General features: G+C 72.7%; 16 protein-coding genes. 3 read left to right on the forward strand and 13 right to left on the reverse strand.

Annotated elements, in window-relative coordinates; all coding sequences use genetic code 11:
* Positions 1–114: 114 nt before the first annotated feature.
* The 10 genes from FJ657_RS00050 to serA form a co-directional block, all read right to left on the reverse strand.
* Positions 115–2,643 (reverse strand): hypothetical protein, encoded by a 2,529-nt coding sequence (locus FJ657_RS00050; RefSeq protein ID WP_141161672.1) that lies wholly within the window; start codon positions 2,641–2,643, stop codon positions 115–117.
* A gap of 249 nt (positions 2,644–2,892) precedes the next feature.
* Positions 2,893–4,509, reverse strand: coding sequence for a phosphate ABC transporter substrate-binding protein PstS (gene pstS, locus FJ657_RS00055; protein ID WP_141161673.1), 1,617 nt, complete (start codon positions 4,507–4,509; stop codon positions 2,893–2,895).
* Positions 4,506–5,942, reverse strand: a complete 1,437-nt coding sequence (gene pstA / locus FJ657_RS00060; RefSeq protein ID WP_255447041.1) for a phosphate ABC transporter permease PstA — start codon at positions 5,940–5,942, stop codon at positions 4,506–4,508. The genes pstS and pstA overlap by 4 nt, the downstream gene beginning before the upstream one ends.
* 7 nt (positions 5,943–5,949) lie before the next feature.
* Positions 5,950–6,936 (reverse strand): phosphate ABC transporter permease subunit PstC, encoded by a 987-nt coding sequence (pstC, locus tag FJ657_RS00065; RefSeq protein WP_141161674.1) that lies wholly within the window; start codon positions 6,934–6,936, stop codon positions 5,950–5,952.
* A 187-nt stretch (positions 6,937–7,123) separates the two neighbouring features.
* On the reverse strand, positions 7,124–9,178 hold the full coding sequence (locus FJ657_RS00070) for a protein kinase domain-containing protein (protein ID WP_141161675.1): 2,055 nt from the start codon (positions 9,176–9,178) through the stop codon (positions 7,124–7,126).
* Positions 9,175–9,747, reverse strand: a complete 573-nt coding sequence (locus FJ657_RS00075) for a hypothetical protein (protein ID WP_141161676.1) — start codon at positions 9,745–9,747, stop codon at positions 9,175–9,177. Before FJ657_RS00075 ends, FJ657_RS00070 begins: the two co-directional genes overlap by 4 nt.
* Before the next feature lie 271 nt (positions 9,748–10,018).
* Positions 10,019–11,134 (reverse strand): branched-chain amino acid aminotransferase, encoded by a 1,116-nt coding sequence (locus FJ657_RS00080; protein ID WP_181408808.1) that lies wholly within the window; start codon positions 11,132–11,134, stop codon positions 10,019–10,021.
* A 26-nt stretch (positions 11,135–11,160) separates the two neighbouring features.
* The gene (locus FJ657_RS00085) at positions 11,161–12,225 is read right to left on the reverse strand and encodes a 3-isopropylmalate dehydrogenase (RefSeq protein WP_141161677.1); all 1,065 of its coding nucleotides are present in this window, start codon (positions 12,223–12,225) and stop codon (positions 11,161–11,163) included.
* A gap of 122 nt (positions 12,226–12,347) precedes the next feature.
* Positions 12,348–13,145, reverse strand: a complete 798-nt coding sequence (locus tag FJ657_RS00090) for a hypothetical protein (RefSeq protein ID WP_141161678.1) — start codon at positions 13,143–13,145, stop codon at positions 12,348–12,350.
* Between the two features lie 175 nt (positions 13,146–13,320).
* A complete protein-coding gene (serA, locus tag FJ657_RS00095; RefSeq protein WP_141161679.1) occupies positions 13,321–14,913 on the reverse strand; it encodes a phosphoglycerate dehydrogenase in 1,593 nt (530 codons plus the stop codon).
* A gap of 244 nt (positions 14,914–15,157) precedes the next feature.
* Between serA and FJ657_RS00100 the strand changes: the two genes are divergently transcribed.
* Together FJ657_RS00100 and FJ657_RS00105 are read left to right on the forward strand one after the other, a co-directional pair.
* Positions 15,158–16,147, forward strand: coding sequence for a phosphatase PAP2 family protein (locus FJ657_RS00100; RefSeq protein ID WP_141161680.1), 990 nt, complete (start codon positions 15,158–15,160; stop codon positions 16,145–16,147).
* Positions 16,144–16,536 carry a DoxX-related protein gene (locus FJ657_RS00105; RefSeq protein ID WP_141161681.1) on the forward strand — a complete coding sequence of 131 codons (393 nt, stop codon included), beginning with the start codon at positions 16,144–16,146 and terminating at the stop codon, positions 16,534–16,536. The genes FJ657_RS00100 and FJ657_RS00105 overlap by 4 nt, the downstream gene beginning before the upstream one ends.
* 8 nt (positions 16,537–16,544) lie before the next feature.
* On the opposite strand, the gene FJ657_RS00110 is transcribed toward FJ657_RS00105, so the two are convergent.
* The 3 genes from FJ657_RS00110 to FJ657_RS00120 are packed head-to-tail and all read right to left on the reverse strand — an operon-like array spanning position 16,545 to position 18,763.
* Positions 16,545–17,009 (reverse strand): hypothetical protein, encoded by a 465-nt coding sequence (locus FJ657_RS00110; protein WP_141161682.1) that lies wholly within the window; start codon positions 17,007–17,009, stop codon positions 16,545–16,547.
* Positions 17,006–17,629: a hypothetical protein gene (locus FJ657_RS00115; RefSeq protein WP_141161683.1), complete on the reverse strand. Its 624-nt coding sequence runs from the start codon at positions 17,627–17,629 to the stop codon at positions 17,006–17,008. The genes FJ657_RS00110 and FJ657_RS00115 overlap by 4 nt, the downstream gene beginning before the upstream one ends.
* Positions 17,630–17,632: 3 nt before the next feature.
* Entirely contained in the window at positions 17,633–18,763 is a 1,131-nt protein-coding gene (locus tag FJ657_RS00120) for a mannitol-1-phosphate 5-dehydrogenase (protein WP_141161684.1), read from the reverse strand.
* A gap of 172 nt (positions 18,764–18,935) precedes the next feature.
* Between FJ657_RS00120 and FJ657_RS00125 the strand changes: the two genes are divergently transcribed.
* Positions 18,936–20,006: a ThiF family adenylyltransferase gene (locus FJ657_RS00125; RefSeq protein ID WP_181408809.1), complete on the forward strand. Its 1,071-nt coding sequence runs from the start codon at positions 18,936–18,938 to the stop codon at positions 20,004–20,006.
* Positions 20,007–20,017: the final 11 nt, after the last annotated feature.

Below are 20,017 nucleotides of genomic sequence, written 5' to 3' on the forward strand. Positions count from 1 at the left end.
GTGCTGTCCTTTGTCTCAGGGTGGGTTCCGCGCCCGTCCCAGTCGGTCGTTCGCGGCTTGATGCGAGGCGCCGGGTCCCAGCCCGGTGCAGCCTGCCTCGCCAAGATCAGGGGGTCAGAGGCGTCTCCGGAACAGCGAGATGCTGGGCACGGCGAGGGCGCCGAGGATGCCGGCCACGAGACTGAGCGGCAGCACCGAGTCGAGCCCGCCGGTCTTCGGATCGGCCGGGGTGCGCGACGCGGAGAGGGAGCTGGCGGTGTCGCCGGACGCCGCCGGGTCGTTCGAGCCCGCAGCACCGGACGCATCCGGGGATCCGAGCCCGTCGCCGGCGGAGCCGAAGCCCGCATCCGCAGAGCCGAAGCCGGATCCGGAGGCGTCACCGCCCGAGGTGTCGGTCGGCTGCGTCGCGGTCGTGCCGGCCTGGATCTTCGCGGCGGCGGCGAGGGCCTGGTCGCGCCAGCCCTGCGGCAGGGGCGCGTAGCCGGCGGGCAGCTGACCGATGTCGGTGCCGGGCGTCTGCGCTCCGGCCGAGATCGCGTAGCGGATGAACGCGGCGTAGCTCGTGCGCAGCGTCGCATCCGTCATGCCGGGGTTGGCTGCCGCGTAGACGGGGACGGTGAGGGGGTAGGCCGACGGCGCCGCTTTCGCGGCGGCGGAATCGTTGTCGAAGCCGTACACCTGCTTCTGACCGGCCGACGGGGTCATCGCCGCCGCGGCCGCGGTGAAGGCCTCGACGGTCGGCCGCACGAACTGTCCGGCGGGGTTGCGCAGGGCGGCGGTGATCGTGAGGTACTTCTCCGCCGAGGCGGCGTCGGTGACGCCGATGACGGCCTGGTTGCCGGGGAGGTCACGCACCGACTTGTCGTAGTTCGGCGGGTTCGCGACCGGGTTCCAGGCCCCGAGCACCTGCCCGTCGCCGCGGAGGGTCTTGTACGCGGAGCTGTCGAGGTCGTTCGTGTACGGGCGCCAGGTGACCGCGTTGATCGCGGCCTTGCCGTCCTGGGCGGGGACCTCGACCGGGTCGGACTTCGGGAACGCGTCGATCGGGTAGGTCTGGGCGAGCGACTGACCCGACTCGTCCTTCGGCGCGACGTCGGCCGAATCCGACGCCCACGTGTTCACCTTCATCCCCCACGGGTCGGCCTTGCCGGCGAGGAATGCGCGGGCGTCGGCGTCGGCGAGCACGTACGACCAGATCGTGTACGCCGCATCCGAGCGCCCCTGGGGCACGAGCGCGTCCGCGATCGCGGGGCTCGCCACCGACTGGTACTTCCAGGTCGCGTCGTTCACGGCGAGGAAGTCGGGGTCGCGGATGATGTTGCGCGGGTTGCCCGTGAGGTGCGAACGATCGGCGTCGTACGGGAGCGCATCGAGATAGGAGCCGGTCAGGAGCTTCGCCACGAGGCGCGGGGTGAGGTTCATCGACTCGAGCGGGAGCTTCGCCTTCGCGAGCTCGTCGCTCGGGGTGTTGCCGTCGAGGTTCGGCTGGCGGTCGATCGCGAACGAGACCGCGATGCCGGTGAGTCCGATCGGCGCGTAGCTGAGGTCGTCTTCGACGTCGCCCTGCAGGGCGCGGGAGGTGAGCGCCATCGGCCCGGGAGTCGTGCTGTTCGCGATGCCGACCGCATCCGACTCGGTTCCGGTCAGGACCGTGTAGGCGTCGCCGCCGACGGCCCCGCACAGCTCGGGCTGCCACGACGCGACAGCGCCGGCGATCAGCTCGCTGCCCTGCAGCTGGCGCTCCGCCGCGCCGATCGCGCAGACGTCGCCGATCGGGCGGAAGTCGAGCTTGACCGCGAGACGGTGCTTCCACTGCTCGGCGAACAGGCCCGACTGGTCGGTCTGCGCGCTGCCGGCGTCGGCGGTGCCGCGCGGGATCGCGACGAGCCAGCAGGAGCGGCCGCTCTTCGTGCCGTCGGCCGCGGTGATCAGGTCGCCGCAGCCGAGGCCGGGGGCCTGCACCTTGGTCTGCACCTCGAACTTGACCGTGCCGGTGCCGTCGCTGCCGGAGCCCGCCCAGGGCACCTCGTTGGTCGTGTACTTCGTGAAGAACTGGTTCGTGTTCGGGTCGATGCCGCGGATGCGGGTCTTCGTGGCGGCGTCGATGTTCGAGTAGACGGTGCCGTCGACGGCCTTGAACGGGATCGACGTGTAGTCGCCGAGGGGGGCCTCGGACACGGTGTACGCGGCGTCATCGGCGGATGCGGTGCCGGCCTGGTGGTAGCGGTCGCGGGTCGTTCCGGCCTGGTTGAAGCCGCCGTACTGGCAGGTCTCGCGATCCGGCCCGGTGCCGGCGGCGTCATCGCCCCAGCACTGCGCGAACTGGAGGAAGTTCTTGCCGCCGTTCTGCTGGCTCGGCTGGGTCGATGCCGTGCCGCCGGTCCAGCTGAGCACGATCGCCTGCGACACGAGGCCCTCGGTCTGCGAGACGGTGAGCTTCAGATCGGGCAGCGGCGACGTCGCCGCGTCCGCGTCCTGATCCTTCGCGCTGACCGTGACCGCCGAGCTGTCGTCGGCCTTCGCCGCCGGGGCGGGCGCCGTGATGACCAGACCGACGCCGAAGGCGAGGCCGGCGCTGAGCAGGCCGGCGATCAGCGAGGCGCCGTACTGGCGGGCGCGGCGCTGCGAAGCGGGTGCGGACACGGGGATCTCCAGGCGGGTTCGGGTCGGACTCCCGAGGAATCCGACGAAAGGCTCGGCGCGGTGGGTGACATCGCGGTGAACGGATGAGGAAGGAGCACACGCCGCTGGACGGCTCAGGGGTGCGTCGGCGTGGCGACGTCCCGCCGGCAGGTGCGCAGGCGGGCACGACGGAGGACGGCTCGGCGGGTCGGTCCTCGTCGACTCCGCCGAGCCGGGTGCGGGGCGGGATGCCGTGACGCCGGCGGCGCCTCAGCTCCCGGGTCGGCGATCGGCGGCGCGCATCCGGCGAGACAGCAGCGGCGGCAGGATGACCGCGCCAACCAGCAGCAGCGCGCCGATGACCATGGCGATCTGCGGGCCGCCGAAGCCGTCGGAGGGCAGCTCGTAGGGCTTCGACACGGCCCCGGCGTTCGTGCTGCCGATCAGCTGGCCGTTCTCGTCGTACTGGGCCTCTCCCCCGGTGCTCGAGCTGTCGCCGCCGGTCGCGCCCGATCCACCGGCACCCGACGACGCACCGCCGGATCCGCCCGCGGCGCCGCCCGACGCCGAGCCGCCCTTGCCCGAGCCGCTCACCGCGGTGTCGCCCTTGGCGCCCGCGGTGCCGGTCGTGCACTGGTCCGGCCCCTTCTTGTCGCAGGCGGCGGGCTGCGGCGCGGTCTGCGCGAGCACGTTGTCGTTCTCGCTCTGCCCCGGCTTGAAGGTGGGGTTGTTGCACTTGTTGATGTCGACGTTCACGCCCGAGGCCCCGGGGATGCGCGCGATCTGCGTGAATCCGGCCTTCACCAGGTTCATCGGCAGCGGCGAGTAGCCGAGCGCGGAGGCCTGCTGCTGCCCCTCGCAGAGCATGTAGCTCGCGAAGGTGCCCAGCGTGGTGCCCTTCTGCTCGGTGAAGATGCCGCGCACCTTGAGCGGCACGATCATGTAGCTGTAGCTCGAGAGCGGGTAGTTGCGCGGGTCGCCGTTCGAGTAGACGTTGTCGAGGTTCTGCGTCAGGTCGCTGTTGATGCCGGCGCGCATGAGCGCCACCGCGACCGAGGCCGCCGTCGGCTCGACGTAGTAGCCCGAGGCGTTGAGCACCTTCGCGACCGGGAAGCCGGACTTCATCGCGTAGCTGTACTCGACGTAGGTGATCGCACCCTCGCCGTAGCTCTGGCTGACGTAGCCGGCGACGCCGAGGGATCCGTTCTGGGCCTTGATGGCGCCCTTCACCGGGTACTGCGAGGTGAGTCCGCTGCGCCCCGAGAAGGCGGACCACTGCGACTGGTACTGCTTCGACATCCACAGCGTGAACTGCGCCGTCGAGCCGGAGCCGTCGGAGCGCACCACCGGGGTGATCGACTTGTTCGGCATCGCCAGGCCCGGGTTGTCGGCGGCGATGGCCTTGTCGTTCCAGTTGGTGATCTGGTTGGTGAAGATCTTCGTGATCGTGTCGCCCGACAGACGCAGGTTCGTGACCCGCTTGCCGCCGATCTTGAGGTTGTACATGAACGAGGTGCCGCCGGCGACGATCGGCATGTAGGCGAAGCTGCCGGCCTCCGGGTTCTCGGGCTGCGCTCCCGGCACGTCGGGCACCGTCTGGAACGGGATCTCGCTCACGGCGAAGTCGACGCCGCCGTTGATGAAGTCGGTGCGGCCGGCCGACGATCCGGTGCCGGAGTAGTTGACCTGCATGCCGTAGTTCGTGGCCACGTTGCGGCGCCACTGGTCGAGCGCGTTCTGCGACCAGGTCGAGCCGGATCCCGAGATCGCGACGTAGCTCGCCGCGTGCGCGGGGCCGGTCTGACCGGCACCGACCGAGAGCAGGGCGCCGAGCGCGAGGGCGGAGATCGCGGCGGCGGCCAGGCGCCGGGCGGTCGTGCGGATCATCGCGGGGTCTCCTCGGAGTCGGATGCGGGGTCGGTCGTGGATGCGGGCTCTGTGGCGGGTGCGGGGTCTTTGGCGGATGTGGGGTCTGCAGCGGGCTCCGCCGGCGGCTCGTACGGCATCGGGTCGAACTCGGTGGCGACGACGTGCGCCGAGACCGAGGCGAGCGACACGGCGGCGGCCGCGGCCGTCATCCGCTGCAGGTCGTCGCGCGAGCGCTCGGCCGCCCGTCGCCGCTCGCCGTTCGACTGCACGCCCGGCGGCCGGCCGCCGATGAGTCGCGCCACGATGAACAGCAGCACCACCAGCAGCACCAGCGCCGCCGCCGTGCCGAAGCCGCGCGCGATCATGTTCGGCTCGGGCGACTTCACGAACTCGAAGACCTGCAGCGGCAGCGAGATCATCGGGCCGCTGAAGGGGTTGAGGTTCATCACCGCGGTGACACCCGAGGTGAGCAGCACGGGCGAGGTCTCGCCGATGCCGCGGGCGGTGCCGAGGATCACGGCCGTGACGAGACCCGATCGCGCGGTCGGCAGCACCACGTGCCAGACGGTCTTCCAGCGGTTCGCGCCCAGCGCGTACGACGCCTCGCGCAGGTTGCCGGCGACGAGGCGCAGAACCACGTCGGACGCGCGGATCACGATCGGCAGCATCATCACCGTGATCGCCATCGACGCGGCGAATCCCGACTTCTGGTGCGTGACGAAGTGCACGAGCGAGGCGTAGACGAAGAGACCGGCGACGATCGACGGCAGCGCCGTCATCGCATCGGAGATCGTGCGCACGAAGCGGGCGAAGCGGCCGCCGACCTCGTTGAGGAACACGGCGGTGAGGATGCCCAGCGGAACCGTGATCGCGAGCGCGATGGAGATCTGGATGAGCGTGCCGAGGATCGCGTGCACGATGCCGCCGTCGCTGAGCGGGTCGAGCGGGCCCGCGAACTCCATCGTCTGGGTGAAGAAGTTGAGGTGCCGCAGGGCGTCGGCGCCGCGGAACAGCGCGAAGCCGACGACGAAGGCGAGCGCGGTGAACAGCACGACCCCGGCGCTGATCATCAGCACCGTCATGATCTTGTCGGCGACGGCGCGGCGGTCGTTGCCGATCGACACGAGCAGGGCGTAGAAGCCGAGGAAGACGAGGTAGCCGACGACGAGCGCGCCGAACGCGCCGGTGAAGGGGCTGAACCACCAGTAGACGAGCGCGGTGAAGCAGATCGCCGCGACGATCGACCCGATCGCGTCGAACTTCGCCGAGAGGGTCGAGCGGCCGAGCCCGCGGCGGGGCGGCTCGGGCACGTCGGTCAGGTCGGGGATGCTCGTGCGCGGCGCGACCCGGGCGGCCGGGCGGGCGGGCGCGAGCCCGTCATCCTCATCGACGTCCATGTCGGCGCGGATCTCCTTGAGGAGGAGCTGCGGGTTCACCTGCTGCAGGGTCATGTCGGTGTCAGTTCGTCTGGGCGCCGGAGCGCGAACGGGCGACGACGATCGAGGCGCCGAAGTTGATCACGAGCGTGATCAGGAACAGCGCGAGGCCGGCGGCCATGAGGGCCGACAGGCCGAACTGGCTCGACTCGCCGTAGCGCAGCGCGATCAGCGCCGAGACGGAGTTGGAGCCCGTCTTCAGCAGCTGCCAGTTGAGGGTGAAGATCGGCGAGATGATCATGTAGACCGCGATGGTCTCGCCGAGTCCGCGACCGAGGCCGAGCATCGTGGCGCCGATGATGCCGCCGCGTCCGAACGGCAGCACGACCGTGCGGATCATGCCCCACCGCGAGGCGCCGAGCGCCAGCGCGCCCTCGCGCTCGCCGACCGGAGCCTGCGAGAAGGCCTCGCGCATGACCGAGGTCTGGGTGGGCACGATCATCAGGCCGACGACGATGCCGGCGATGAACGCGGCCGAGGTGAAGGCGCTGTCGTCGGTCAGGGGGTGCCCCTGCGCATCCGTCACCCGCAGGAAGGGGATCGCCCAGCCGACGTAGGTCGAGAGCCAGCGCGACACCGGGATGATGTTGTCCTGCAGGAAGAAGACGCCCCACAGGCCGAACACGACACTCGGCACGGCGGCCATGAGGTCGACCATGGCGACGAGGAAGCCGCGGAGCCGGCCGCGGGTGATCTCGGAGATCAGCAGCGAGGTGCCGAGCGCGAGCGGCACGCTCACGCACATCGCGACGGCGGCGATCGTGACGGTTCCGAAGAGCACGGCGGCGATGCCGAAGTGCTTCGTCTCGGGCGACCACTCCTGCTCGACCAGGAACGACGGGCCGGCGACGCCGAGCGCCTGGCCGCCGTTGATCGACAGGAAGATGCCCACCGCCAGCATGATCGCGACCGTGATGCCGCCGGCCGAGAACGCGGTGCGGCGGAAGACGGCGTCGGCGAACGACGGGCGCGTGCGCAGCGAGCGCGGGCGGATGTCTGCGGCGGTCACGAGCGGATCCTCGGGTGGAGAGCGGGGCGGATGAGTCGGGGTCGCGGCGAGCGCGGTGCGGGTGCTGGGGCGGGCGTCGAAGTCGATCCCGCCGAGCTTCCGGCCGGGTGCGCCGCGGCGCTTCGGCCCGGATTCCCAGCAGGGTCGAGACAGTTGAACCGCGGCAGGTGAACACGAGGCGTCCGGGTCATGAAGGCCCCCTGACCGCTGACGGGGACGGCGACGGGCGGCCCGGCGACGGGCTCGCGCTGGGCGTGCTACTCGTCACGCGCAGCTCGATCACGGTGCCGATCGCGACGGAGGTGCCGGCGATCGGGTTCGTGCCGGAGGCGAGGAACGCGGCGCCCGGGTCGCCGGTCGAGCCGGAACCGTCCGTGACGGTCACCCCGAAGCCGGCCGCGGTCAGCGCGTCCCGGGCCGCCGCGAGCGTCAGTCCTCCGACCTCGGGCACGCGGTTGCGGCCGGAGGCGACGACGAGATCGACCCGGGATCCGGCCGGCGCCGAGGCCGGCGCGCTCAGCACGGTGCTCTGCGGCTCGGGCGAGTCGCTCTCGCTCACCACGCCGACTTCAAGGCCGAGCTGGGCGAGCCGCGAGGTCGCCTCGCCGAGTCCCATGCCGGCGAGATCGGGCAGGGCGAGCTCGGGCTGCGGCGCGGTCGATGCCGTCGGGCGCGGCCCGCGGTTCGCCGGCGCCGACGGAGTCGGCGTGGACGACGGGGCCGCGGAGACCGTTCCGCGGTCGTGGACGGCCTCGCCCGTGCCGCCGGCGTCGGCGAGCGCCGGCAGGGTCGCGATGCCGGCGACGCCGAGCAGGATCGCGACGGCGGCGATGAGGCCGCCGCGGCCGCGGGAGGACTCGGCGGCGGGCTCGGCGACGCGGTCACCCGTCGCGCCTGAGCCGGCCGCTGCGACCGAGTGCGATGAACGGGCGGATGCGGAACGCGCGTCGGCGGAGCCTCGGGGCGTGCTGCTCTGGGCGGGAGAGCCGGCGGCCGAGCGGGCGCGGCGGGTCACGACCTCGGTGCGCGCATCGCGGGACGCGGAAGCCGGAGCCGGCGCCGGCGTCGATCCCGATGCCGAGCCCGAGATCGCCGCGGTCGAGATCGCCGCGGTCGCGCCGCCGGCCGCCAGCACGCGAGTCGGCGCGTCGACGGCGCTCCCGACTCCGCCGACGACGCTCGCCCCGGCGCCGCTGCGCACCCCGTCGTCCGCCGTGTCGCCGGACGGCCGCGCCCCGACGCCGGATGCCGCCGCGATCGGCCCGAGGCCCGCGAGCGCATCCACCATCCGCCGCCGCAGCTCCTCGGCGTCGCGCGGGCGGCGCAGCGGTGAGGCGGCGAGCGCCTCGGCGAGCGCGCGATCCACCTCGATCGGCACGTCGGCGCCCTCGACCGAGGCGATCGGCGGGGTCACGACGCCGCCGGACAGCAGGGCATCCCGGCGAGCGCCGCGATAGGGCGGATGTCCGGTCGCCGCCGCGAAGAGCACGGCCGCGGCCGAGAACAGATCGCCGCGGCGATCGAGCGGGAGCCCGGCGAGCTGCTCGGGCGCGGCGTAGTCGGGGTTCGCGACGATGCGCGGGGCCAGCGCGGCTGCCGATGCCGAGCCGGGGGATCCCGACTCCGCACCTCCGTCCGCGACCTCGGCGCCGCCCGCCCCGGCCTCCCGCCGCGCCGTCGGGTCGAGCCCGAGCACGTCATCCCCCAGACTCGCCTCGCCCGACCAGGCGAGCCGGTCGACGTCGATCAGCCGCACGTCGGCGGCGCGCACCGCACCGGATGCCGGCACGAGCACGTTCGAGGCCGACACGTCACGGTGCACGAGGCCCGAGCCGTGCACGGCGGCCAGCGCCGAGAGCAGTCCCTCGGCGAGCTCGCGTACCTCGATCGGCGCGAGCGGACCACGACGCAGCCGTCGGGCCAGCGGCTCGCCGTCGGCCCAGTCGAGCGCGATCCAGCAGACCACCGTGTCGCCCGAGCGCTGCTCTCCCGCTCCGCGGATCGCGATCACGTTCGGATGCACGACACGGTGCTGTGCCCCGGCGAGGAAGCGCTCGCGATCCACCGCCCGCACCGAGAGGTGGGGATGCAGCACCTTCAATGCCGCCCGCTCCCCCGTGGCGACGTGCGTCGCCGCGAACACCGACGCCGTGGCGCCGCTGCCGCTCAGCTCGCCGAGACGGTAGCCGCCGATCAGATCGGAGTCGGGCTGCTCGGAGGCGGGGCGCTCCGGTGCGCTCACACGCGGGGGCCGCGCCCGAGCTGCGGATGCGACACGCGCGCGACCGGCGCGACGGTCGCCGTGACGAGCGCCTCGAGCGCCGCCAGCAGCGACTTGCGGCGGTCGCGGTCGGTGGAGTACCACCGGGCGCAGGCGATCACCGGCTCCTCATCGCGGCGCAGGAACCAGCCGAGCGCCGAGCCGTTCAGATCGCGCACGAGACGCGGCTCGAGCGCGGCGAAGTCGGCGAGTGCCGCGGTCGCGTCGGCGACGGCGGCCGCGGCCGACTCGAAGACGGCGACGCTGCGGGCCAGCATGCGGTGATTCGACCCCGCGAGGTGCCACACCGCGGGCTGCACGCCCCGGTCGGCGTCGATCACGACGCGGGCGATGCCGGTTGGGCGCGGTTCGGAGCGACGGCCGGTGACGTCGGCCGGTGCCGGTCCGAGGTCGACGAGCGGGCGCGACGGGCGGCCGTCGACGCCGAGCACGACGCCGGCGACGCGGCTCGAGTGCTCGCGCCACGGGGTGATCTTGGGGCTGGCGGTCGAGTCGAAGGTCGTGACGACGATGCGCGCGGCAGAGGCCATCGGGCACATCCTTCGGGCTCGGATTCGGGTGGGGCGAAGGAAGATTCGAGCCCCGGGATGAACGAGCCCGCCCGCGAAGATGAACGGGAACAGAACCCGATCCCGCCCCCTGACACCAGTTCGGGGGGCGACCGTTGTGACCCGTCAACGAACTCCCGACAGCCGTCGCGCAACTGTGACGGATGGGGCTGGTGGGAGTGCTCCGGAGACGACGACGCCGCCCCGAGCGGATGCTGCGGGGCGGCGTCGGGAGCGCGGGATCGGCGCCGGATCAGTCCTCGGCGTCGAGGCGCACGGTCCAGCCGTGGCGGTCCTCCACGCGGCCGTACTGGATGCCGGTCAGCTCCTCGCGCAGCGACAGCGACACCGGCTCGGCCGGCACCGGGAAGTCGATGCGGAGGTCGGCGTTGCGCAGCACGCCGATCGGGGTGACGACGGCGGCGGTGCCGCAGGCGAAGGCCTCCACGATCTCACCCGAGGCCACGCCCTCGCGCACCTCGTCGATCGAGACGCGACGCTGCTCGGTCGTGTAGCCGCGGTCGCGGCCCAGCTGCAGCAGCGAGTCGAGCGTGATGCCCTCGAGGATCGAGTCCGACTCGGGGGTGATCAGCTTGCTGTCGCGGGTCACGAGCACGACGTTCATGCCGCCGAGCTCTTCGAGGTACTTGCCCTCCTGCGCATCCAGGAACAGCACCTGCTGGCAGTCGTTGGCCGCGGCCTCCTGCTGCGCCACGAGCGACGCGGCGTAGTTGCCGCCCGTCTTCGCCGCGCCCATGCCGCCGTGGCCGGCGCGCGTGTACTGCGTCGACAGCCAGATCTCGAGGGGCTGGATGCCGCCGGTGAAGTAGGCGCCGGCGGGGCTGGCGATCACGTAGTAGTTGACCTTCTTCGCCGCGCGCACCCCCAGGAACGCCTCCTTGGCGAACATGAAGGGGCGAAGGTAGAGGCTCGTCTCCGGCGCGCTCGGCACCCAGTCGGCATCCGCCTGGATCAGCTGCTTGAGCGAGTCGATGAAGTGCGCCGTCGGCAGCTCGGGCAGCGCCAGTCGCGCCGCCGAGCGCTGCAGACGCGCGGCGTTCGCCTCGGGACGGAAGGTGCGGATGCTGCCGTCGGCCCAGCGGTACGCCTTGAGCCCCTCGAAGATCTCCTGCGCGTAATGCAGCACCGAGGCGGCCGGGTCGATCGAGATCGGGCCGTAGGGCTGAACACGCGGACGGTGCCATCCGCCCCACTCCGACCAGCAGATGTCGACCATGTGATCCGTGAAGAACTGGCCGAAGCCGGGGTTCGCGAGGATCTGCTCGCGCTCCTCGGGGGTCTTGGCGTTCTCGTTGCGGGTCACGGCGAAGGTGAGGTCCTTCGGGGCCATCGGCAGCTGGATGGGCATGTGCTGTACTCCGGGTTCGTGTGGTGTCAGTGGGTGGGCGCCGCCGCCGCGACGCGCTGGGCGATCGCCGCGCCGACCTCGGAGGTCGTGCGGGTCGCGGAGCCGCGCTCGGCGAGGTCGGCGCTGACGGCCTCGGTCACGCGGGCGGCCGCCTCGGGGAGCCCGACGTGGTCGAGCAGGAGCGCCGCCGACAGGATCGCGGCAGTGGGGTCGGCCTTCTGCTGCCCGGCGATGTCGGGAGCAGAGCCGTGAACCGGCTCGAACATGCTCGGGAACGCGCCCTCCGGGTTGACGTTGCCCGAGGCGGCGAGCCCGATGCCGCCGCTGATCGCGCCGGCCAGATCGGTCAGGATGTCGCCGAAGAGGTTGTCGGTGACGATGACGTCGAACCTAGCAGGGTCGGTGACCAGGAAGATGGTCGCCGCATCCACGTGCAGGTAGTCCCAGACCACGTCCGGATGATTGGACGCCTCAGCCGAGACGAGGCGCGACCAGGTGGATCCGGCGTGAGTGAGCACGTTCGTCTTGTGCACCAGGGTGACCTTCTTGCCGCGCTTCTCGGCCAGCTCGAACGCGTGCTTCACGACGCGCTCGACGCCGTAGGCGGTGTTGATGCTCACCTCGGTGGCGATCTCGTGCGGGGTGCCCTGGCGGATGACGCCGCCGTTGCCGACGTAGGGCCCCTCGGTGCCCTCGCGCACGATCACGAAGTCGACCTCGCCCGGATCCGCGAGCGGGCTCGTGACCGAGGGGTAGAGCTTGGTGGGGCGCAGGTTGACGTAGTGGTCGAAGGCGAAGCGCAGCTTGAGCAGCAGTCCGCGCTCGATGATGCCGCCGGCCAGGCGCGGGTCGCGGGGGTCGCCGCCGACCGCGCCGAACAGGATCGCCTCGTGCTGCGCGAGCGTCGCCAGGTCGTCGTCGCCGAGGATCTCGCCGGTCGCGAGGAAGTGCTCAGCGCCGAAGGGGTACTCCGTGGTCGTGACCTCGACGTCGGGCCCGACCGCGGCCTTCAGCACGGCGAGCGCCTCGGCGACCACCTCGACTCCGATGCCGTCTCCGGGGATGGTGGCGAGGTCGAGAACGCGGGTCACGCAGGAGCTCCTGTCGGTGCGGGGAAGGATATCGCCAGTCGCAGGGCGGAGCCGTCGTCGACTGCGCGCTCAGCCTACTCCGGCGCTCCCGCGCGACTCGGCCGTGCGGGAGCGCGCCCGCGTCAGGACGGCAGCAGGTAGAGCAGCGAGAGCACGAAGCCGACCGCGATGTAGCCGCCGAGGGCGACTCCGGCTGCGGCGGGGATGCGGCCGGCGCCGCGCCGCGTGAGCACCAGGATGCCGAACACGATCGCGCCGAGCGCGGCGAGGAAGCTGAGGGTGCCGAAGATCCAGTTGATGGCCGAATAGAAGTCGTAGATGCCGGTGCGGGACACCGCGAACAGCACGAGCCGCCCGATCAGCTCGATGACGGCAGCGCCGCCGCCGAGCAGGAGCGCGAGGAAGCCGAGGCCGAACGGCGCTCGAGCGCCCGGTGCCGGAGCGAGCGGAGAGCCGGGGGCCGGGGCGCCGTAGCCGCCGGGCGCGGTCGGCTGGCCGGGCACCGGGCCCGCCGCGGGCTGGCCGTACTGCTGGGCGGGCTGGGCGTAGGCGGGCTGCTGGGCGGGCTGGCCGTAGGTCGGCTGCTGAGCGGGCTGGGCGTACGCCGACTGCTGAGCGGGCTGGCCGTACTGCTGCGGCACGGGCTGGCCGTACGCCGGCTGCGGAGCCGGATCGCCGTGCTGCTGAGCCGGCTGGCCGTACTGCTGCGGCGCGGGCTGACCGGACGACTGCGGCGGCGGCTGCTGGCCGGGGACCTGCTGCGCAGCAGGCGGGGCCGCGATCGGCGCGGCGTCCGGCGCCGACGGAGCGGGGCGCAGCACGTCGCGCACCCGCGTCTCCTCGTCGATCTGGTCGTCGATCGGCGGCACGGGCGCGCTCGACGCGGGGGTCTCGGGCTGGGGATGCTGGGGGTCGGTCACGGCGGAGCTCCTCACGCGCCGCCCGACGGCGGCCACGCATCCACCCTAGGAGGGCGCGTGCCGGGGCGCACCGGGCACCACTCCCCACGCGGCGAGCGGAGGGCGTCCCCTCATCCCCCGCACGACGACGGCCCCGGCGCTGCGGGAGCGCCGGGGCCGTCGAGGAGCAGAGAACTCAGTCGAGCACGATGTCGATCTCGCGCAGCAGCGTCGCGTCGATCGCGGTGCGCACCGTCTCGAGCAGCTCGTCGGGCACGCGCGAGTCGACCGTCAGCACGCTGAGGGCCTGACCGCCGGCGCTCTGCCGCGCGATCTGCATGCCCGCGATGTTGATGTCGGCCTCGCCGAACTCGCGACCGTAGACCGCGACGATGCCCGGGCGGTCGGTGTAGAGCATGACGATGAAGTGCTCGGCGACCGGCAGCTCGACGTCGAAGCCGTTGATCTCGACGATCTTCTCGATCTGCTTCGGTCCGGTCAGGGTGCCCGAGACCGACACCTGGCTGCCGTCGGCGAGAGCGCCGCGCAGGGTGATCAGGTTGCGGTACTCCGGGCTCTCCGGGTCGGTCAGCAGGCGAGCCGCGACACCGCGCTGCTCAGCGAGCAGCGGCGCGTTCACGTAGCTGACCTGCTCGGTGACGACGTTCGAGAACACGCCCTTGAGGGCGGCGAGCTTGAGCACGCTCACGTCGTAGTCGACGAGCTCGCCGCGGATCTCGACATCCAGGCTCGTGATCGCACTGCCCGCGAGACCCGAGAACACCTGGCCGAGCTTCTCGGTCAGCGGGATGCCGGGGCGCACGTAGGGGTCGATGACGCCGCCGGCGACGTTCACCGCATCCGGCACCAGCTCGCCGCCGAGCGCGAGGCGCACCGACCGGGCGACCGAGACGCCGGCCTTCTCCTGCGCCTCGTCGGTCGAGGCGCCGAGGTGCGGCGTGACGACGACGTTCGGCAGGGCGAGCAGCGGCGAGTCCTTCGGGGGCTCGCTGACGAAGACGTCGAGACCGGCGCCGGCGATCACGTTCGCCTGCAGCGCCTCGAACAGCGCCGCCTCGTCGATCAGGCCGCCGCGCGCGACGTTGACGATGTAGGCGGTCGGCTTCATCTTGGCGAGCTGCTCGGTGCCGATCATCCCCGTGGTCTCGGGGGTCTTCGGCATGTGGATCGTGATGAAGTCGCTCTGCGCGAGCAGCTCGTCGAGGCTCAGCAGGGTCACGCCGAGCTGCTGTGCGCGGTTCGCGGTGACGTAGGGGTCGTAGGCGACGACGTTCACGCCGAAGGCCTGCAGACGGGCCGTGATGAGCGCGCCGATGCGGCCGAGGCCGATGATGCCGACGGTCTTCTCGTAGAGCTCGGTGCCGGTGTACGACGAGCGCTTCCAGGCGCCCCCGGCGAGGCTCGCGTGCGCGGCCGGGATGTGGCGGGCGAGGCTCAGGATGTGGCCCACCGTGAGCTCGGCCGCGCTGATGATGTTCGACGTCGGCGCGTTGACGACCATGACGCCGGCCTGCGTGGCCGACTTGATGTCGACGTTGTCGAGCCCGACGCCCGCGCGGGCGACGACCTTGAGGCGCGGGGCCGCGGCGATCGCCTCGGCGTCGACCTGCGTCGCAGAGCGGATGAGGATCGCGTCGGCCTCGGCGAGAGCGGAGAGCAGAGCGGGGCGATCGGTGCCGTCGACATCGCGGATGTCGAAGTCGGGCCCGAGGGCGTCGACGGTGGCGGGCGAGAGCTGTTCGGCGATCAGGACGACCGGCTTTGACACAGGCGTAGCGGCTTTCGGTGCGACGGCGGGGAATGCCCGGTCGTGCGGAGCACGGCACGGTTCGTGACCATGTGGTGCAGTCGAGCGGCCAGAGGCGCTGTGGCCGGAGGCGCGCTGTCCGGGCGCGACCAGCCTAGTGCAGGCGCCGAGAGCCTCCGCTCCGTGTGACACCGCGGCCGAGCGGCCTGCGGGCGCGCCGCACCGCTTTGTGCTCGCGTCCATGCTCCGTCGGTAGCGTCGGGGCGTGCCCGAGATCCGCCGCTCCCCCGTCGCCGCCCGCCGCGTGCGCCAGGTCGCGGTCGCGCTCGCGGCCGCCGCGGGACTCGCGATCGTCTTCGTGCTCGCCGTGCAGACCGCGCGCGGGCAGCACGTCGAGCAGGGCGTGCTCGACCTGGCCGCCTACTCCGAGTCGTCGGCGCTGCTCGCCCTGGTCAGCATCCCCGCCCTCGTCGTCGCCTGCGTCGTCGTCGCCGGCATCGCCCTCGTGCAGCGCCGCGTCGTCGGCGCCGTCGTGGGCATCGCGGTGATCGGCGCCGCGAACGTGCTCGGGCAGGCGCTCAAGCACCTGCTGCTCGAACGGCCGAACCTGGCGGTGGATGCCGCCAACACCTTCCCCAGCGGTCACGCCGTCGCCGTCGCGTCGGTTCTGTTCGCACTGCTGCTCGTCAGCCCGGCCGGCGCCCGCCTCGTGCTCGCGCCGGCGAGCGCCCTGCTGCTCGGCGCCGTGGCCGTGCAGCTCGTGCACCTCGGCTGGCACCGCCCGAGCGACGTGCTCGGCGGCATCCTGCTCGTCGCGTCGCTCGCGGCGATCGGCGCGCTGGTCCCCGGTGCCGCTCCCGCCGTCGCGCCCGGGCTCCCCCGCCGCGCGACCCGCACCGTCGGAACCGCGCTCACCGTGCTCGGCGGCGTCGCCGCGATCGTCGCGACCGCGGCGGGAGCCGTTCGAGCTCTCGACCTGACTCACGCGTCGATCGTCACAGCCGGCTACGCCTACGGCGTGGTCCTCGCGCCCGCGCTGCTCGCGCCCGCGGCGCTGCTCTGGGCGATGCCGGCGACCCGGCCCGTCCGCGGCGACTCCCCGGAGTCGCGTCAGCGTCTGCGCCTCGAGCCCCGGCTCGCGATCGGCGACCAGCGCCGCTCGACCGCCGCGGGCGCATCCGACTCCGTGTCGGGTGCGACCGCATCCGATTCGACCGCGCGTGGTCGCGACCGCGCTCTGAACCGCGCCGCATGACCGCCGTCGACCTCATCGCCGCCGTGCTGCGGGTCGTGCTCGCCGTGCTCTTCGTCGGCATGGGCGTCGCGCACTTCGTGCCCTCGGTCGCCCGGGGGATGCGGGCGATGATCCCGCCGATGTTCCGTCGCCCGGGCTGGCCCTCCCCGCACGTGCTCGTCGTGCTGACCGGACTGTGCGAGATCCTCGGCGGGATCGGGCTTCTCGTGCCGGGCCTGCGCCTCGTGGTCGGCGTGCTGCTCGTGCTGTTCCTGATCGCGGTGTTCCCGGCGAACGCCTACGCGGCGGCGAACCCGGAGCGCTTCGGTCGCGCGGCGATCCCGCTCGTGCCGCGCCTCGTCGGGCAGGTCGTGCTCGGCGCGCTCGTGCTGCTGGCCGCCTTCGGCTGAGCCGCGGGTCAGGCGACGCGCACGCCCGCCAGGGTGAACCAGTCGAGCGAGAAGCCGAGCGCCGCGTTCGCCGCGAGGGCGACGATGAGGATGAGGGCGCGCTCGAAGGTGGGGCGCCCGCGGCCGGCGAACAGCGACGCCACGAAGAGCACGACCGGAGCCGCGACGGCGCCGACGAGCGTGACCCAGGGGATGTCGACGTAGCCGTTCGCCTGCAGGTAGCGGGGCAGTCCGATCAGGTTGCCGAGCGCCGCATAGCCGCTGACCAGGAACAGGAACGCGAAGACGATCGCGACGATCAGATCGGCGACGCCGAAGCGCTGCCGCCGCAGGGTGCCGTCGATCTCGACGCCCTCGTCGTCGTCCAGCTCTCTCTCGAAGGGCTCCGCGTCGCGCAGCTCGGCCGGCAGGTCGTCGTCGACGCCCGAGTGCTCGACCTCGAAGTCGCGCTTCGCGCTCTCGTCGCGGGTCACAGCAGGCTCCCCATCAGGTAGGGCCACGGCAGCAGCAGCGGCGTTCCGAGCAGCATCCACCCGACGCGCACGATCAGGCGCGAGTCGCGGGTCAGGTGCACGACGGTCACGAACCACAGCGCGCTCGCGACCAGGGCCAGGAACTGGCTGATGCGGGCGATCGCGTCGACCCAGCCGGTCGATCCGCTGCCGAGTGCCGTGCCGACGATGCCCTGCACCGCCAGGATCCAGCCGACCGTGAAGGCCAGGTAGATCAGCGCGAAGACGCCCGTCACGAGCAGGCGGACGGGGTCGCGGCGCGGACGCTCACCGTCGACGGCCAGGTCGGCTTCGAGGTCGGCGTCCTCGGCGGAGAGCTCCCCGTCGGAGACGTGCCCGCCCGCGCGCACCGGGCACCCGTCGACCGTGGCCGAGCGGGGACGCCGCGTGGCCGCCGCCGTGCGCGGGTCGGTCAGCGAGGTCGTGCGGCCGAGGTCGTCGTCGCCCTCCCAGCTGAGAGCGTCGTCTTCATCGGCGTCGTCATCGTCGGCGTCGAGCGCCTCCGCCTCAGCAGGCGACTCCCCCTCGGGAAGAGCCTCGTCGTCGACCTCGTGGGGCGTCCGGTCGTCGCGGTCCGCCATGCCTCAGCGGTCCAGCCGCAGCTGCACGACCTCGACGAGCGAGTCGAACAGCGGATGCCCCGGCTCGATCCCGGTGATCTCGCGGGCCAGCTCGGCGGCCGGCCGGCCGCTGGAGAGCAGCGCCTGCAGCTCGACGCTCTCCGCATCCTCGGGCACGTCGAAGCGCAGCGCGGCGCCGACGGCGTTGAGCAGGTCCCAGGCGGGCAGACCGCGCTCGGCCAGCTCGGCGGCGGGGCCGATGAAGCGCTCGTGGCGGCTCAGCTTGCGCAGCGGGCCGCGGCCGACGCGCTCGCAGGTATCGGGCAGCTCGGGGTTCGAGATGCGCTTCAGCGTCTTCTCGATGTAAGCCTGCTGCTCGTCGTCGCTGAAGCCGTGCTTCGCCACGAGCAGAGCCTTCGTCTCGGCGAGCACAGCGCGCACCTCGGCCTGCAGCTCGGGCGTCGCGAGGGCTTCGCGGATGCGCGTCCAGCCCCGGTCGAGCCCGTGATAGGCGGCGGCGGCGTGCGCCGTGTTGACGGTGAACAGCTTGCGCTCGATGAAGGGGCGCAGGTCGTCGACCCAGGTGACGCCGTGGATGTCGGGCGTCGCGCCGGGGAACGGCGTGCGGTCGACGACCCACTCGTGGAACGACTCGATCGTCACGTCGAGGCCGCCGTGCTGCTCGGGCACGATGCGGTCGATCGCGCAGTTCGCGAAGATCGCGCTCGGCTCGGCGTTCAGCTTGCGCACCTCGGCGGCGAGGATGTCGGTTCCTCCGATCGCGTTCTCGCACGCGATCACGACGAGCGGGGCCGCGTCGGGGTCGCGCAGCGCCAGACCCTGGGCGATGACGGGGGCGACGAAGGGCAGGATGCGCGCGCCCACCGCGGTCGTGACGACCTCGGCCTCGGCGATCGCGGCCACCACATCCGACTCCTGCGAGCGGCTGTTCAGCGCCCGGTAGCCGTCGACGACCTTGTCGACCGCGCCCTCGCCGATCTCGTGCACGAGGTAGCTCGGCTGCGCCTGCAGCGCGCCGATGAGCTCCTCGTTGACATCGGCGAAGACGACCTCGTATCCGCTCTCGTGCAGGAACTGGGCCACGAAGCCGCGGCCGATGTTGCCGGCACCGAAGTGCACCGCTGATCTGCTCACGCCCCCATCATGCCGTGCCCGCGCCTGTGTGCGACCCGCGGATGCGGCGGGGCGGCGCCTCGGCCCGCACTCTCCGCCTTCGGCCCCGTCGTCTGCCGCCGCGACACGCGGGCGGAGGTTCAGGTGGAGCCTGACGGATGCGATGCACGGCCGGCGGTGCCAGGATCGAGGGATGGAGTCGGAACGTTCGGTGCGCGAGCGTCTCGCCTCCGCTTCCGTGACGGTGGTCGGCGCCGGCGCGATCGGCTCGCGCGTGGCGACGACCCTCGCGGCGTCCGGCGTCGGCACGATCGAGATCGTCGACGACGCGCGCGACGGCGAGACCTGGCGGGCGGAGACCGTGGCCGGGGCCGTCGCCGCGACCGTGGCGACCACGCATCCGCAGACCATCGTGCGGGCCCGGCCGACGCGTCTCGCCGCGGGCAGCACCTTCGACCTGCTGCTCGACGCCGACCTCGTCGTCGACGCGAGCGACGACCCGGCCACCCGCTACGCCAGCAACGACGGCGCGGCCGTGGTGAGCATCCCCCTGGTGTGGGCGACCGCGGATGCCGACGGCGGCGAGATCGGCAGCGGCTGGGACGAGCTCGAGCTCGACTACCGCGATGCGCACCCGGAGAGGCACCCCGTGGCGGACGGTGCGGAGCACGACGCGACAGACCGTGCGACGGACGACACCGCGGCGAGCGCTCCCGCGCGCCAGGGAGAGCCCTCCCTCGCCCTCGTGACCGCGACGGCGGCGCTCGCCTCCGAGCTCGCGCTCACGCTGCTGCGCGACCGCCGCACCGCCGGACTGCTGGTGCGGCTCGACCGCACCGGAACCGTCGGCGAGCGGATGCCGCTGACCCGGTCACCGGGCGTGCGACCCGGCTCGCTCGAGGAGACCACGGCGCCCGTCGAGCACCCCGACGACCTCGGCGTCTCCGCGATCGAGCTGGCGCAGCTGCTCGCCCCCGAGAGCCTCGGGCTTCTCGAGGAGCGCCCGGTCCTGCTCGACGTGCGCGAACCGGCCGAGGCGGAGATCGCGCGCATCCCCGGGTCGCTGCTGATCCCCTTCGACCAGCTCACGCTGCGGATGGGCGAGCTCGACGCGACGAAGCCGCTCGTCGTGTACTGCCACCACGGCATCCGCTCGGATGAGGCGCTGACGATCCTGCGCCGCCAGGGCTTCGCCGCCCGGCACCTCACCGGCGGCATCGAGTCGTGGTCGCTCACGGTCGACCCGGCCGTGCCCCGCTACTGACCCTTCCGAGG

Source organism: Schumannella soli (genome assembly GCF_006517435.1).
Taxonomy (GTDB): domain Bacteria; phylum Actinomycetota; class Actinomycetes; order Actinomycetales; family Microbacteriaceae; genus Schumannella; species Schumannella soli.

Bases quoted from the DNA above. Each gene is read 5' to 3' on its own strand.
- FJ657_RS00115 (WP_141161683.1), bottom strand. From the start codon at position 17,629: ATGGCGGACCGCGACGACCGGACGCCCCACGAGGTCGACGACGAGGCT.
- FJ657_RS00080 (WP_181408808.1), bottom strand. From the start codon at position 11,134: ATGCCCATCCAGCTGCCGATGGCCCCGAAGGACCTCACCTTCGCCGTG.
- pstA (WP_255447041.1), bottom strand. From the start codon at position 5,942: ATGACCCTGCAGCAGGTGAACCCGCAGCTCCTCCTCAAGGAGATCCGC.
- FJ657_RS00075 (WP_141161676.1), bottom strand. From the start codon at position 9,747: ATGGCCTCTGCCGCGCGCATCGTCGTCACGACCTTCGACTCGACCGCC.
- FJ657_RS00105 (WP_141161681.1), top strand. From the start codon at position 16,144: ATGACCGCCGTCGACCTCATCGCCGCCGTGCTGCGGGTCGTGCTCGCC.
- FJ657_RS00125 (WP_181408809.1), top strand. From the start codon at position 18,936: ATGGAGTCGGAACGTTCGGTGCGCGAGCGTCTCGCCTCCGCTTCCGTG.
- pstS (WP_141161673.1), bottom strand. From the start codon at position 4,509: ATGATCCGCACGACCGCCCGGCGCCTGGCCGCCGCCGCGATCTCCGCC.